16 protein-coding genes and 1 tRNA gene are annotated in these 13,769 nt (G+C 35.5%); 4 read left to right on the forward strand and 13 right to left on the reverse strand.

What is annotated here, in order from left to right; genetic code table 11:
* Nucleotides 1-26: 26 nt before the first annotated feature.
* Complete coding sequence (locus JOE23_RS02105; protein ID WP_204435634.1) at nucleotides 27-479, reverse strand: CotY/CotZ family spore coat protein; 453 nt, start codon at nucleotides 477-479, stop codon at nucleotides 27-29.
* A gap of 478 nt (nucleotides 480-957) precedes the next feature.
* Between JOE23_RS02105 and JOE23_RS02110 the strand changes: the two genes are divergently transcribed.
* Together JOE23_RS02110 and JOE23_RS02115 are read left to right on the forward strand one after the other, a co-directional pair.
* The gene (locus JOE23_RS02110; RefSeq protein WP_204435635.1) at nucleotides 958-1,218 is read left to right on the forward strand and encodes a hypothetical protein; all 261 of its coding nucleotides are present in this window, start codon (nucleotides 958-960) and stop codon (nucleotides 1,216-1,218) included.
* Nucleotides 1,219-1,448: 230 nt separating this feature from the next.
* Nucleotides 1,449-1,736 (forward strand): hypothetical protein, encoded by a 288-nt coding sequence (locus JOE23_RS02115; RefSeq protein ID WP_204435636.1) that lies wholly within the window; start codon nucleotides 1,449-1,451, stop codon nucleotides 1,734-1,736.
* Between the two features lie 15 nt (nucleotides 1,737-1,751).
* Here the strand turns inward: JOE23_RS02115 and JOE23_RS02120 are convergent, their stop codons facing one another.
* Complete coding sequence (locus JOE23_RS02120; protein WP_204435637.1) at nucleotides 1,752-2,426, reverse strand: DUF421 domain-containing protein; 675 nt, start codon at nucleotides 2,424-2,426, stop codon at nucleotides 1,752-1,754.
* 56 nt (nucleotides 2,427-2,482) lie between these two features.
* Nucleotides 2,483-2,911 carry a GNAT family N-acetyltransferase gene (locus JOE23_RS02125; protein WP_204435638.1) on the reverse strand — a complete coding sequence of 143 codons (429 nt, stop codon included), beginning with the start codon at nucleotides 2,909-2,911 and terminating at the stop codon, nucleotides 2,483-2,485.
* Nucleotides 2,912-3,034: 123 nt separating this feature from the next.
* Here JOE23_RS02125 and JOE23_RS02130 point away from each other — a divergent pair, with 123 nt between their 5' ends.
* Nucleotides 3,035-4,789, forward strand: a complete 1,755-nt coding sequence (locus tag JOE23_RS02130) for a methyl-accepting chemotaxis protein (protein WP_204435639.1) — start codon at nucleotides 3,035-3,037, stop codon at nucleotides 4,787-4,789.
* 161 nt (nucleotides 4,790-4,950) lie between these two features.
* Here JOE23_RS02130 and JOE23_RS02135 read toward each other — a convergent pair whose 3' ends face one another.
* The 3 genes from JOE23_RS02135 to rodA form a co-directional block, all read right to left on the reverse strand.
* Nucleotides 4,951-5,532, reverse strand: coding sequence for a cell wall hydrolase (locus JOE23_RS02135; RefSeq protein WP_204435640.1), 582 nt, complete (start codon nucleotides 5,530-5,532; stop codon nucleotides 4,951-4,953).
* A gap of 490 nt (nucleotides 5,533-6,022) precedes the next feature.
* Nucleotides 6,023-7,144 (reverse strand): putative lipid II flippase FtsW, encoded by a 1,122-nt coding sequence (gene ftsW, locus JOE23_RS02140; protein WP_204435641.1) that lies wholly within the window; start codon nucleotides 7,142-7,144, stop codon nucleotides 6,023-6,025.
* A 13-nt stretch (nucleotides 7,145-7,157) separates the two neighbouring features.
* The gene (gene rodA / locus JOE23_RS02145) at nucleotides 7,158-8,321 is read right to left on the reverse strand and encodes a rod shape-determining protein RodA (RefSeq protein ID WP_204435642.1); all 1,164 of its coding nucleotides are present in this window, start codon (nucleotides 8,319-8,321) and stop codon (nucleotides 7,158-7,160) included.
* A 314-nt stretch (nucleotides 8,322-8,635) separates the two neighbouring features.
* Here rodA and JOE23_RS02150 point away from each other — a divergent pair.
* Nucleotides 8,636-8,708 (forward strand) — tRNA-Val (locus JOE23_RS02150).
* Here JOE23_RS02150 and JOE23_RS02155 read toward each other — a convergent pair.
* From JOE23_RS02155 to JOE23_RS02185, 7 genes are all read right to left on the reverse strand, one after another.
* Nucleotides 8,709-9,074 carry a tyrosine-type recombinase/integrase gene (locus tag JOE23_RS02155; RefSeq protein WP_204435643.1) on the reverse strand — a complete coding sequence of 122 codons (366 nt, stop codon included), beginning with the start codon at nucleotides 9,072-9,074 and terminating at the stop codon, nucleotides 8,709-8,711.
* Between the two features lie 313 nt (nucleotides 9,075-9,387).
* Nucleotides 9,388-9,498: a tyrosine-type recombinase/integrase gene (locus JOE23_RS18225; protein ID WP_204435644.1), complete on the reverse strand. Its 111-nt coding sequence runs from the start codon at nucleotides 9,496-9,498 to the stop codon at nucleotides 9,388-9,390.
* Nucleotides 9,499-9,597: 99 nt separating this feature from the next.
* On the reverse strand, nucleotides 9,598-10,371 hold the full coding sequence (locus tag JOE23_RS02165; protein WP_204435645.1) for a potassium channel family protein: 774 nt from the start codon (nucleotides 10,369-10,371) through the stop codon (nucleotides 9,598-9,600).
* Between the two features lie 59 nt (nucleotides 10,372-10,430).
* Nucleotides 10,431-10,664 (reverse strand): DNA-binding protein, encoded by a 234-nt coding sequence (locus tag JOE23_RS02170; protein WP_204435646.1) that lies wholly within the window; start codon nucleotides 10,662-10,664, stop codon nucleotides 10,431-10,433.
* Nucleotides 10,665-10,965: 301 nt separating this feature from the next.
* The gene (locus JOE23_RS02175; protein ID WP_204435647.1) at nucleotides 10,966-11,523 is read right to left on the reverse strand and encodes a nucleoside/nucleotide kinase family protein; all 558 of its coding nucleotides are present in this window, start codon (nucleotides 11,521-11,523) and stop codon (nucleotides 10,966-10,968) included.
* Between the two features lie 387 nt (nucleotides 11,524-11,910).
* Entirely contained in the window at nucleotides 11,911-12,786 is an 876-nt protein-coding gene (gene citG / locus JOE23_RS02180; RefSeq protein ID WP_204435648.1) for a triphosphoribosyl-dephospho-CoA synthase CitG, read from the reverse strand.
* Nucleotides 12,773-13,492 carry a GntR family transcriptional regulator gene (locus JOE23_RS02185; RefSeq protein WP_204435649.1) on the reverse strand — a complete coding sequence of 240 codons (720 nt, stop codon included), beginning with the start codon at nucleotides 13,490-13,492 and terminating at the stop codon, nucleotides 12,773-12,775. Before JOE23_RS02185 ends, citG begins: the two co-directional genes overlap by 14 nt.
* Nucleotides 13,493-13,769: the final 277 nt, after the last annotated feature.

The following is a 13,769-nucleotide window of genomic DNA, read 5'->3' on the forward strand; positions in this document are numbered from 1 at the left end:
AAAAATGAGCCTCGTTTAGTTTTGAATTATAGCGCATTGATTGCTGGTAAACAAGTAATATGACAGAAACATTCAAGGTTAACAGTGATACAGACACCTGTTCCTCTTAATTTGTTTGTTTCTTGTTCAACTGGGGACTTAGGATCATGTTTTTGTGAGCTTGGGTCTCTTAGCAACTCTAATACCGCACAATTATCCTTGTCAATACTTTTTACACGGAAATAAAAGCTACCAAATACATTCTGAATTTGATTAATGCGCGCACCGTAACCTTTGAATGGTTTACAGTCTTTGCAGTATAAAATAACGGGTACAGTATCAAGATCGCTAACTGGAGACACTTCCCCTAACAAGTCCGCAATCGACTGTTCACAACTAGAATCACAGGTACAATCAACTAGCTGGTCTTGAGCATCGGCAATCTCTCTTAAAATATCTGCAACACAATTGCCAGTATCATATTTACCTCCACAAGACATAATGCATATCTCCTTTCCATAATATTGGCTGACCGAATCGTCACTTATAGAATATGTTCAATCAACGTTGCAGTGTGGGCGGTATGGTAATTTTATTCTGTATGTATAGATATGCATCAAATTAAGAATAGTAGCATGCTATTAGTAAGCGTCACATTTCAGCTCATACAGATAATCGACCATAAATTATCCCCTCAAAATAGAGAGTAGAGCAAATCGATTGAGGTGGGTGATAACGGGCTAATGTCCTGATTCAAGGTTCGTTTTATAATATAATCAAGTAAAAGGAGAAAAATTTAAAATTGAAATAATAATAATATCTGCTCCACTTGTTTGGCTTTAGTGAATCTGTTCTTTTCAGGCTATCGTTTTCGATCCAACAATCATATGGAAGTTTCAATTTTGTAGCACCAATTAGGTGAATGAGCATAGACTAATATCGACTTCATTCTCGTGAATAAAAGGAGTGATAGATAAGATGGCTGAAGAAAAAGAAAAGAAAGTAATCAAAGTAAATGATCTAATTATTCAAGCAGACCATGTTCATTTTGAACCGACTGGTCAAGAAAGACGCCCACCATTTGATCCTTTTTTTGGGCGCAGGCCACCAATGCCTACACAGTCAGAAGCTGCTGAAACTGAAGATCAAGAAACACCTAAACAAGAGGGAGAATCTGAATCAGAAAATGAACAGTCTCAACCTCAACCAGAACGTCGTCGCCCATTCTCATGGCTATAGTGATCTAATATGATAAATCACTCTCAATTTATAAAAAATTTAGCTATTATAGAAAAACATTTAGTTAAAAATGAGCATTACTTTAGGAGACCAGAGCAAAAAGTTGTACCATATGTTGATCAATTGGAGCGGGAAATGAGAGCATTTGCAGATGCCTTTAGGCTATGGGAAGAATAAAGGATTAAAAGCTGTGTAAAGCGGGTATATATGAAGTAAAGGAGGGATGATCCATGGGTTATATACTACCAATTGAAAATTATCAAGCAAAGTATTATCAAGAACGTGTGACGCAACCAGATCAAGATCCAATGCCAATCGAGCGTCCTTATCCCATACGACTTGAAACACATGATAATATACAAACAAACCAAGGGACAGCACAAGAAGATTTTACTGATTTAGAACGTGATAAAAGTGAAAATTCAAGTAGCCAACCATTGGTGGACATCTCGTCCGGACCTTCACAAATATATGCTCAGCTAACGGGTATTGGCGGGCAAGTTAATTTATATGTATAAAAAAATAAGCCACTGTTACATGGTTTGGATGTAAAGTGGCTTATTTTCTTGATATTCGGCGTAAAATATCTTGTCATATGAATCGATATTTTGTTGCTTTAATTGTTGGACAAGCCATTTTTGATCTCGATCTATTTCGCTTAAATTATCATAAATGATCTCACCGTCATTAATTAAGGTAATAGGTAGAACAATCTTCTCAGGTGCTAAATTTAAATCAAGCCTATTCAGCGGTTGTGCCATTGTCTTCTTTAAAACAGAAACGGTTCCATCTGTTTCTAAGATTGCGTAATCAACATCTTGAACAGAGAATACATCTTTAAGACGAAGGAGATGCAACAGTTGATTCATGTCCAGTTTGTTTTTCTTCATTACATCACGTTGTAAGTGCCCTTTACTGATCACCAGTGCTGGTTTTCCTTCAATAAGTGCTCTTGATCTTTTGTAACGTTGACTAATAAATTCAGTTATATACATCAAACTTCCCCAAAGTATCACAGCAAAACCAATTTCTTTAATACCTACCTGGTCGTCATACAAAGCATTACCGACCAATTCACCAAGAATCAGAGCAGAAATAAAGTCAAACGCAGTAAGCTGTCTAATTTGTGTTTTACCAAGTACTTTCGTCATCGTAAATAAGACGATAAACCCAAAAATTGTTTCTATAAATATTGAACCGAAATGCATGCCGATCCCCCCCTGTTGTTAAAAACAGCTTCGCCGAGATTGGGAGGATTTATACGTTACCTAAGTGGTTTTTCCATTTCGACATGCTCAATACCGGATTGATGATAAAAAGGCTCAGACATCACTTGATAGCCAACAGATTGATAGAAAGACAGCGCATGGGTTTGAGCGTGTAAAGTGGCGATATCAATACCGTGTGATGTTACAATGGCTTCTAATGCTAACATAAGTTGTTTACCATAACCGCGTTTACGATAAGCTTTTAAGATCGCTACGCGTTGAATCTTTGCTTTGTTATCGATCAGACGTATTCTGGCTGTGGCTATTGGCTGTTGATCTAAATAGCCAACGATATGGATCGCATCTTGATCATATTGATCATGTTCTATTTGGGGATCAACCCCCTGCTCATTAATAAAAACCTGTTTGCGAATAGTAAACGCATCTTGCTTTGTTGTTGCTGTCAATGCTTCAATGACGTCCATCATAAAAACTCCAGTCTTTTTTAAACGTTATTATATCATAATATGGATTTTAGAAAAATGGATTGAATTTTGTAGATATTTGTCGATAAATAAAGTGTAAGTTTCTTAAAAGGGGGAAAAGCAATGTCGAAAATTAAAAATATGTTTCATTCGATTTCAGCAAAATTGTTGTTACTTGTCACTATTATCATTCTAATTACTGGGGCATTAATTGGAACAACAAGTTATTTTATAGCAAGAAGTCAGTTACTGGAGGCTGGTGAACGTGATTTAAAGAGTATTGTGGACGGTTCGTTAGCATCACTTGAGCTTTTGAATGAAAATGTCGAATCAGGAACGTTATCATTGGAGGAAGCACAGGAACAAGCACGGTTAGTTTTAAGTGGTCCCATAAATGAAGAAGGTACTTATGATTATTTAGCCTCTCATTTTTCGTACAAACAAGATGGTTATTTGTTAGCATATGATCAGGATTATGTGTTGCAAATACACCCGAGTCGTGTCGGTCAAGAGCCGCCTAATGAGCATACGAGAGATAATCGTGCAACGATGGTTGAAGCCGGACAATCTAGTCATATTGAAGATCAGTATGTGATCTATGCAGATTTACAAGACGATGGTTCATATCGAGACAAAACCGCTTATATGCAGTATTTTGAACCATGGGATTGGACAGTAGGTATGGTTGTTTTTCAAGATGAATTTTATGAAGATTTGCATACGCTACTTATTTTTATTGTCATTTCAACTTTGGTACTAGTCATTTTAAGTACATTAGTCTTTTATTTCTTAACACGTTCTAAAATTAAGGTGTTAAAAAATGTAGCGAACGTGTCAAATAATATCGCAGAAGGTAAGATCTATCAAACGGATCTAAAGGAATCAAGTGATGAAATTGGACAATTAGCTACAGCTTTTAATAAAATGTCGATTGAGTTAAAAACTTTAGTTAATAATGTTCAAAAAACAAGTGCACATTTGCTTGATTCAGCAACAGACTTATCAGCCATATCAGAAGAAACGTCTGCTAGTAGTCAAGAAGTTGGAGAAGCAATTAACGAGATTGCCAAAGGGACACAAGAGCAGGCAAATGACCTTGAAGATATTAACTCACGAGTAGACCTGTTAACACAAGCAATCACCGCGATGACAACGCAAAATGAGAAGATGAGCACATTAACAACTAAGACGGCAACCGTTTCAACAGAAGGAAGCGAAATTATTGAAAGACTTCAAGCTTCTAATGCTGAATCTTTAACTGCATCACAGCAAGTTAGCAATGAGATTAAAGCTTTAAGTGATAAAGTGAAAGAAATTACGAAAGTGATGGATACGATTGAGAATATAGCCGAAGAGACCAATTTATTAGCGTTAAACGCCAGTATTGAGGCAGCACGTGCTGGCGAGCACGGTAAAGGGTTCTCAGTCGTTGCTGAGGAAATTAGAAAATTAGCTGAGCAATCAAAAGGTGCTACCCATCAAGTGCAATCAGTGGTTTCTGCGATTGTTAATGAAACAGCCAGTACAGTGAAAACCGTAGAAGGCACGATGAAGACAGCAGAAGAGTTAAGTACTGATGTTATCAGTACCCAAAGTAAATTTGGTCAATTATCCCTTTCTGTTAAAGACATTGTTGCATCTTTAGACTTAGTGAAGCAAGAAATCGATACAATCAATAATCATAATAAAGAAATGAGTGCGGCGATAGAGAGTGCCTCTAGTGTGTCAGAAGAAACAGCAGCATCTGTTGAAGAAATTACCTCTTCAATTGATGAACAAGTTCGTGTGATTGGTAATGTTGCCCAATCTGCAGAACAACTTACACACTTGAACCAAGGGTTAAGTAGTTTAATTGAAAAATACGATGTGAATGATTAATTAAATAGCAGAAGAGGCGTTCTTTTCATCGAGATGAAAAGAACGCCTCTTTTTTTGGTTCTTTGTTACATAGCGTTGGTGAAGAATAATCAGCGATGAAATTATTTTATCATAGCTAATCGTCCGTAAAATGCCAACTGATTGAAGGTTTGCTTTATAAACTATTTAGCGAAATGGTGATTTCCAATAATTATAGTTACTTCACGGCTGCGAATCCAGTCATTTGTAGCTGTTCGAGGATTATAGAAATAAAGAGAGCCACTCCCTTGCCCGCGGAAGGCAATTGCTTCATTAACAGCCTGGAGCGCTTCCTGATTTGCTTCCCGATTAATTGCCCCATTCTGAACAGGTGTAAAGGCATAAAAACCACCGGCAGAACGTTGATATATAACACCCTCAATGGTATTTGGAAAGTCAGGGTGATCCACTCTATTTAAGACAACCGTTGCTACGGCTACTTTACCTGGATAGGACTCTCCTCTAGCTTCCGCATGGACAAGTCTTGCAAGAAGCTCTTTTTCTGTACGGGTTATTGAAGCATCAATGTTTAGACTCTGCCCAGGATGGATGACTGAACTTGAAAGCTGGTTCTCTGAAATGATTTGATTAATAGATATGCCGTATCGATTAGCAATTTGCCACAAGGATTCACCATGCTCAACCGTATGTGTCGCTGCTTTAGATTGAATTGGGCTAAAAGCCACTATTAGGAATAAACTAGTAAAAAAGATGATTTTTTTCATATATGATAACCTCCTAGAATTTGAGTTTATAACTCTATTCAAAAGGCTAACAGTTGTAACATAACATTTCATTGTGAAAAATAAGGAAAATATTAAGAAGTCATAAGCTATCTGGGTTCAACGGTTGTTTAGTAACATATACCAGTTGGTTATTTAAGGAGAAGGTTGGGGTAGTTACTAAAGAATGGTTCTATTATGTCAACTTGGTCACAATATCTTAACAAGCCATTATTTATTACAGCTAACCGTCCGTAAAACGCCTGGTTCAAAATAGGAAGCAGAGGTAAAACTATTTCGGTGGGCGATAACGGGCGGTAATATTCTTAATTCACTCAACGATCAATCAATGGGAGGATAAGATCGTAGAATAAAACCTCCACATCTTTTAGAAGGATTACAGACTAAGACCGCCACGTCCTGTAGCCCTCCGTCCACTGATTGCAGATTTGTTTTATATGACTTGTTAAAAAAGCTTTCATAAACATAATTTTTACGAAAGCTTTTGTGCATCAGGCAATGGGCGTCTTCCTGACACATTAACGAGAATACCAGCAGAGAGTAGGGTGAAAATCAATGATGTTCCACCATAGCTGATAAAAGGTAATGGTATACCAGTAATGGGTAGCATACCACTCACTGCACCGAGATTAAAAATAGCTTGTAACGTAATTTGAAAGGTCACACCAAGAGCTAACAATTTTAAATACATGCTGTCCACTTCTTTCGATATTTGGATGCCACGATATAAGATAAATATGTAACCACCGATGACAGTTAGTACACCTATTATGCCGAGCTCTTCAACAATTACAGCCATAATAAAGTCCGTGTGTGCTTCAGGTAAATAACCAAGTTTTTGTACACTATTACCTAATCCATTTCCAAAAAGCCCACTTGTAGCTATGGATACATATGAATTAATCAGTTGGTAACCATCACCGCTAGGATCATCAAAAGTATTTAAGAAGGAAGTCAGTCGCTGCATACGGTAAGGCTGTGAGATCGCAAAAAAAGTAATACCACTAGCAGCAATAGTCGCTAAGAGAAAAATATGGTGAAATCTCACACCACTAAAAACGACAATTAAACCACAAATTAATAGAATATGTGTAGCTGTTCCTAAATCAGGTTGTTCTAAGATCAATAAGAATACGACAGCTAAAATGACAAGCGGTGGCAAGACGCCTTTCTTAAATTGATCAATATATGGTTGTTTCTTTGCATAAATATATGCAAAATAAATGATCATAAATACTTTAACAATTTCTGATGGCTGAAAGACAAGGGGGCCAAAACCTAGCCATCGCTGAGCTTGGTTTCTGACTAAGCCGATACCAGGCACAAGCACCAAACCAAGCAGGATAACTGATAGTAATATAAGCATTGGACTTAACTTTCCTAATGTTTTTAATGAAATAAACGATATGATCACGAAAATAAACAGTCCGACCCCAAACAATTGTAATTGCCTCATGAAAAAGAAGTAACCATGCCCATGTTGAAGTGTTGAGAGCGTATAGCTTGAGCTATATACCATCACTAAACCAAATATACTTATGGCCATTATTACAATAATTAAACCATAATCAAATCTTTTTAAGCGATTTTTCATAGATTAAGACTCCTTATTCAATCGTTTCGTCGCTGCTAAACATATACTCTTTTGTTCTCAGATGCACGCTTGTCACTAATCCAATCGCCATCATGTTCGTTAACAACGCACTACCACCATAGCTGATAAACGGCAAAGCCAGACCGGTAATTGGCATTAAACCAATTGTCATACCAATGTTTTGGAAAATTTGAAAAGCAAATAGTCCGATGACGCCAATACAAATATAAACACCAAATAATGAGCTAGCATGAAAAGCGATGGTAATGATCCGATAAATTAAGACGAAAAACAAGATAACTAAAATACTTGTTCCTAAGAAACCAAAATCTTCCCCAATGACAGAAAAGATAAAATCAGTGTGTGCCTCTGGAATTCGGCCACTCTGCACTTGATAGCCTTGATTGAATCCCGTACCAGATAACTGTCCTGAACCAATACCAAGCATGGCTTGTTGTAGTTGATAACCAAAACCTTGTGAGTATTCAATTGGATTTAACCAACCATAGATTCTAGCTAATTGGTGGTCAGCAATAAGACGGTTAAAAAGGTCAAAGTTATAAAGGTACAAGAAAATTAAAGTCCCAAGACCTGTTAATCCAAGCGAAAATAAAAGCATAAACATTTTGATTGAAATGCTTGAAGCAAATATTAACGCAAAGACAGCAAAAAGGATCATAAGTGCTGTACCCAAGTCAGGTTGTTTTAAGATTAAAAAAGTTGGTGGCAAGGTATACATCCAGATTTTTAGCGTTACGGGTATGCTTTCCCTAAAGCTGAGTCGATACTTTCCCAATCGGGTTAGAAGTGCAGCCACATGTAAAACAAGAAAAATCTTCATAACTTCTGAAGGTTGCAACTCCATAAAGCCAAGATTTATCCAGCGTATTGCACCATTTTTCTCAATTCCAATAAATCGAACGGCTATTAACAGAATTAATCCGGCACTATAAAGCGCTAATGTCCATTTTTCAATTAGTTCAAAATCAAAATATGCAATCACAGCCATCAATATAAAACCAATAACATAAAAAACAATTTGTCGCTTTACATAAAAGGTAGGATCTCCACTGGCATATTGGCCTGAACCACTATAAATTGCTAATAAACTAAATATAAAAAAACAGCATAGTAAAAACACTATGGTATAATCAATAGGTAATTTTTTCGGTTGCATATATCTATCCTCATTTTCTGGAATTTATTTTCTTCAAATTTAAAAGCAGACATTTAAATAGTTATCTAATGATGAAGTGATATGTCAACAGATTCACGAACGCTTGTTGATATGAAAAATGTCCTCTTTAATTTAAATGTTTTAAATATCTATTTTAAAAAATACTGTAATGATAAAAAACACTCACAATTATCTTTCTCTATCATATCAAAAAAACAGAAAAATTGTTAACTGAAAGATAATTATATTTAAGAATAAATTCCTTGACGGCAGACAGCGTTTCGATTATATTAAAAACACATGATTAATATTTCGACTTCGTAGCTCAGTTGGGAGAGCATCACCTTGACAGGGTGGGGGTCGCTGGTTCGAGCCCAGTCGAAGTCATTAGAGCGCCAAAGGTTTTAGCCTTAGGCGTTTCGCCATTATCAGAATTACCACTTTTTGACCATGTAAAAAAGCAGAGAACCTCTCAGCTGTACTCTCTTGCATGTCCGGCAAGACATGACTATATGTGTCTAATGTGATGGATACACGGCTATGTCCTAAACGTTCGCTAACTACTTTAGGGTTTTCGCCTAATTTTAACAATAGAGTAGCATGCGTGTGTCGTAGATCGTGGAATCTTATTTTTGATACACCAGCTTTTCCTGAAATCATATTGAAATTGCGTAATAGGTTTCTAGGGCTATATAGTGTACCTAGTTGTGTGGTAATTACTAATTCGGAATGAGGTTGGGACAAAAGCGTCATTGAGAATGGTAAAATCCGAACATGAATATCTGAGGACAGATGACGCTTCGGAAAAATACTTCGCTTTCCGTGGGCACGGCTTCAGCTAACTGTGTGAAGAAGGACGCTTCACACAGTGGATCTTCAGCTCGTGCTATTCCCACAGGAGTCTTCGTATTTTTCCTGCGCTTTGTCCAGTTTGTTCGGATTTTCATTACTGCTGTTTCGTTTTGTCTCACCCTCTTTTTTAACTCTAACATTTTTCCAGATGTTAGGGCTATTTGTCTTTTCGTGTTCTTTGTTTTTGGTTCTTGGAATTGTATTTTGTCGTTTTTTAAAGATGGATGTTATCGGGGTTAATGTTCTTAACCCTTATGTGACCAATGTAAGGAACAATTCGCTTATCATAGGTGTTTTTTCGATTAGCAAGCGTTGAAGCGCGCATTTTATTTACAGCCACTATTTTTTAAAAATAGCCCTCACTTCTTGGGGCACTACCAAGTGGTGGGGGCTATGATTAAGATAATTTGATCAAGTTTATTTTTTATAGTTGGATCTCATCTTTCTTTAACGTTATCAATACTTTGAACATATCCCGGATTTCATCTTCGCTCAAGTCATCAAAGTTATCGAGTTTATTTTTAATTCTATCTAGTGCTTCTTTTTTATATGGTTTGGGTTTATCTATTCCGTTGATAAAAAAAGTAGCAATCGTACCCGTGAGCATCCCAATAAAACCAATACCAATAAGCATAAGTAATCCAGCAAGGATTCTTCCACCAATACTTTCTGGTGAAATATCTCCGTAGCCAACCGTTGTTGTTGTGACAAAAGACCACCAAATCCCGTCAGAAATACTCATTCCTTCTAATAAATATCCTCCAATAGCTCCTGCTAAAATCATTATAATTGTAATAATAATCATGTAGATAAAACCATTTGTTTTTATGAAGAGATGTATCTTTTCTTTGAATCTAGTTAGCCAAACTCCAATTCGAATTACACGATTAATTCTACTTAATCTTGCAAGTCTAGCAATCCTTGCAAGACGAAACACTCGGAAAAAAGATGAAAATGGAATAATAGCTACTAAATCAGCCTTATTAGTACGAATAAAAAAATATTTATCTTTTGACATAAATAAACGAATAACATAATCGACCGTAAATAACATCAGAATTATAAAATCAATTATTGAAAGAAGTCGAGATGTAGTATCATTTAAATCAAATGTGAATTCTATTATTAAAATTGTCAAAACAATAAATACGAGGACGATCATCATAAGTTCATAAACCTTTAATAAAACACTTTTCATCTGCTTAACTCCTTTTTAAAATGCTATTACAAATTAATAATTTGGTATTGCATATCTTTTCATTTCTCACCAAACCACTTCTCCATAGCCTGTACACTTATAATCCATTCTTTACGCGAACCACCAGGCTTTTGAAAAAACTTTATGAGCCCTGATTCAATCATTTCATCTAATTCTTTGTTTAAGGATGGTTTTAATTTGTTTTTGACGGTTTCTTGATTCTTTCCCCATCTGAAAGGACCTTCCCTCTTGATAAGCAACTCTTTATTTGTTACTTGGTTTTTGAATGGCATTTTTTTGCTTGCAAGCTATCAGGTACCCAATGAATCTTTGTATAGTTTTCAGTAGTTTCTATCTCCTCTTTTAAGACATCGCTTATCTCGTGATAATGTCTAAATCCTCGATACTGAGTTCCAGAACATCTTCAGAGTAAAAGTAAATGGGGGTGGTCATATTCAACAATAGGCAATGGTCATGAATCAACTATTAATTCATGACCTCCTTAAGGAACATCTGTTAAAGTATTTAGAATAACTTCATACTTTTTGTGACAATCCTTGCATGGATAATCCGTACATTTTTAGAATTTCCCCTCTAAATAATTCTGTCCTTCCTCTCCTCAATTATTTCAACAATTGTACTTGAAATCTCATCTACTGATAAAGTTCCATCTATAATAAAGTCTGAATTCGGTTTAATAATTTTGATCATTTCAGTATACCCCCGCCTGCCTTGTGAAATGTAGTTTTTCATTTCAGCTAATATATCGGCAAGAGAACTTTTCATGAAATCTCTAGTTACTCGCCTTGCTAATGCAATATCTAAAGGAGTATCCAAAAATATAGCAACATCGATTAGTTTACTAATCTGAGCATTTTTATAGGCAAATGGATAGTCTATTATTATATAATCAAGATTTTCCTTGAATAATTTTTGTAAATCTCTTATCAAAGGAGTTAAGTCCCATTCGTTATAGTTAGCACCATTATCGACCCAAGATATAATATCATCAGGGCCATTGAAATCGTAATTATCAAAATGCAGTACTTTAGAATTTTGTAATTTCTTAACTAAATGTGTTGTTACGGCTGTTTTTCCGCCACCAGAAACAGCAGCAATTGAAATGACAAATGGTCCATTTGCTTCTTTCATGCAAACCCTCCCATTAATATATGTATATCCTAAAAAACTTGATTTTTAACCGATCGTTGAACTAAAGTTTTAGCCCATTATTTTTTAGATTTAAATAGATTAAAGTCAGCACATCTAAAATCTTTTCTCGAATGTAGGATATTTGATGACTTTTAAATTCCGTAAAATGTCGGCCTCAAAACACAGAAAAGAGAACAGCGGTTTACCCGAGAGCTAATGGATGCTAATGGCCTGATTCACTCAACGACAAATCAGCGGGAGAACGAAAACGTGCACTGATGAAAGTTCGTTTTATACTTTAACCCATTTCATAATTCACATGACTATTCAGACGTCTAATTGTTATCTAAAGGAATGAGTAGTCATCGCTCAACTTAAGATTTTGGACTAATGGATTAGATTTTCAAGCAAGGCGAAATAGATGGTAACACATAAGAGATCAGCAGAACCACCAGGGCTAAGGTTTTTCTGAATGAAGTCATGATTAAGATTGCTTAATCCCTTATATAATAACTGTTTGTTATTACAATGAGTCAATAAATAATCGGCTTGTGTTTGTACATATTTTAATGTATCTAAGTTACCTCGATTGACGATGTTACTGTCTTCTGCGTGCTTCATAATGATAAGTAATGTATAAAGCAATTGCGTGTTAATATCTAGTGATTTTTCCTCCCTTAAATAAGGGAGCGCATGATTAGCAACAATGGGGAAACCTTTGGCTACTTCACCACGTATCCCTAATATCCCATAGTCTTTATAAAGTTTTTCTCCATTTGTTAGCTGTGTAGTCGATGGTAAATTTTCTAGATCATTTGTAATTAAATTTTCAGTTAAGCATCTTACTTCAGCGAGAATATGAGTGGTGTCGTCACGACTGTATTCATGTAGGTTTATTTTTTTTTGTTTCAATACCTTAGCCGTAGCGGCAACAATAGTTGCAAAAGAGAAAATCACACCTTTATGTGTGTTAATGCCATTTGTAGCACGAAACATTTTATCTTCGCAATTCATACCCAATCCTCTTAAACTTTGAAAGTGTTCATCACTGGATCCTTCGAAATAATAACCATTATAAGCAAATTGAAATAGACCTTCATACAAGCTTGTTGCACTTGATAAAAAGGTGAAGAAATCCATATCTGAATGGGCGCCTGAATGATTAGGATCAACTAATCCGGGTTTTGGTTGAATACTGACTTCATATAAAATGGCTTGTTGTGCCGTTTTAGCTAGCTGATGAAAAAGACTATGACTTAACATGTGGTTGTTTTAATCCTTTCATTTGATTTTCTAATGCGATGATAATATGTTTTTCACTAAAATTGAGATGTTTATGTATGAGCTCAACCAAATTTTCTTTTTGTCCTTTTTCCATCAAAATAATCATTTTTCTATGTTCAAAAAGTGCGCGTTTGCATCGTTCTGGATCTTGAAGTGATATAATGCGAAATCGTTTCAGGTATTCTCTTAATTCAGAGATTATTGCTTTCAAGCGTGGCATTTCACTTTTTAAGTATACTTTTTCATTAAAAACTTTAAACATTTGAATGGTTTCATCAATTTTATCGTTTAACCAAAGCTTTTCGGTATCATCTAGTATTTTATAAAATTCTTGATAATCGCTTGCTGTCATATGTTTCATCGCTTCAATGGCCGCAAGAGAATCTAAATTTTTCCGTAATTTATAGATTTCTATGACGTCATCTTTAGAAATTTTTTTAACGATGACTCCTCGCTTAGGGATATATTCGACAAGCTTATCTTCAATGAGGTGTTTGGTAGCTTCTCTTACAGGTGTTCTGCTGATGTTTAGCCTTCTTGATAGTTCCTTTTCATTCAACCTTTCTCCAACTGGGATAATACCATCAATAATTGATTTTTTAAAACCTTGATAAACACTTTCGTTTAGGGATCGAGGATTTGAAAGATCAACTTGTTTAATGATGTCATCAATGTAATCGTCCATATGTAATCTCCTTTTTTCGTTTTGATGATAGATGATATAACAGAGGAAAAACTTAACTAAATAATAGCATATTTAGAAAAAATGAATGAGTGAATTATACAAAAAACACCTATAAAACATTAAAAACAGATAAAAAACACAAAGTACACTGTAAAAACACGAAGCACACCTAAAAAACACTATTTTGTATTGTCTTGGAAAACAGCTGTGATAAAATAGCATCGACTCGTGGAAAGCGTATTCATTTAACGAATGTCGTAACGAGAAAAGTAGATGT

The sequence above is a fragment of the Amphibacillus cookii genome (genome assembly GCF_016908375.1).
Taxonomy (GTDB): domain Bacteria; phylum Bacillota; class Bacilli; order Bacillales; family Amphibacillaceae; genus Amphibacillus_C; species Amphibacillus_C cookii.

Excerpts from the sequence above, each read along its gene's own strand:
- citG (WP_204435648.1), bottom strand. The coding sequence starts at position 12,786 with ATGTTAAGTCATAGTCTTTTTCATCAGCTAGCTAAAACGGCACAACAA.
- JOE23_RS02105 (WP_204435634.1), bottom strand. The coding sequence starts at position 479 with ATGTCTTGTGGAGGTAAATATGATACTGGCAATTGTGTTGCAGATATT.
- JOE23_RS02110 (WP_204435635.1), top strand. The coding sequence starts at position 958 with ATGGCTGAAGAAAAAGAAAAGAAAGTAATCAAAGTAAATGATCTAATT.
- ftsW (WP_204435641.1), bottom strand. The coding sequence starts at position 7,144 with ATGAAAAATCGCTTAAAAAGATTTGATTATGGTTTAATTATTGTAATA.
- JOE23_RS02185 (WP_204435649.1), bottom strand. The coding sequence starts at position 13,492 with ATGGACGATTACATTGATGACATCATTAAACAAGTTGATCTTTCAAAT.
- JOE23_RS02170 (WP_204435646.1), bottom strand. The coding sequence starts at position 10,664 with ATGCCATTCAAAAACCAAGTAACAAATAAAGAGTTGCTTATCAAGAGG.
- rodA (WP_204435642.1), bottom strand. The coding sequence starts at position 8,321 with ATGCAACCGAAAAAATTACCTATTGATTATACCATAGTGTTTTTACTA.
- JOE23_RS02175 (WP_204435647.1), bottom strand. The coding sequence starts at position 11,523 with ATGAAAGAAGCAAATGGACCATTTGTCATTTCAATTGCTGCTGTTTCT.
- JOE23_RS02120 (WP_204435637.1), bottom strand. The coding sequence starts at position 2,426 with ATGCATTTCGGTTCAATATTTATAGAAACAATTTTTGGGTTTATCGTC.
- JOE23_RS02165 (WP_204435645.1), bottom strand. The coding sequence starts at position 10,371 with ATGAAAAGTGTTTTATTAAAGGTTTATGAACTTATGATGATCGTCCTC.
- JOE23_RS02125 (WP_204435638.1), bottom strand. The coding sequence starts at position 2,911 with ATGGACGTCATTGAAGCATTGACAGCAACAACAAAGCAAGATGCGTTT.
- JOE23_RS02135 (WP_204435640.1), bottom strand. The coding sequence starts at position 5,532 with ATGAAAAAAATCATCTTTTTTACTAGTTTATTCCTAATAGTGGCTTTT.
- JOE23_RS02115 (WP_204435636.1), top strand. The coding sequence starts at position 1,449 with ATGGGTTATATACTACCAATTGAAAATTATCAAGCAAAGTATTATCAA.
- JOE23_RS18225 (WP_204435644.1), bottom strand. The coding sequence starts at position 9,498 with ATGCGCGCTTCAACGCTTGCTAATCGAAAAAACACCTATGATAAGCGA.
- JOE23_RS02155 (WP_204435643.1), bottom strand. The coding sequence starts at position 9,074 with ATGACGCTTTTGTCCCAACCTCATTCCGAATTAGTAATTACCACACAA.
- JOE23_RS02130 (WP_204435639.1), top strand. The coding sequence starts at position 3,035 with ATGTCGAAAATTAAAAATATGTTTCATTCGATTTCAGCAAAATTGTTG.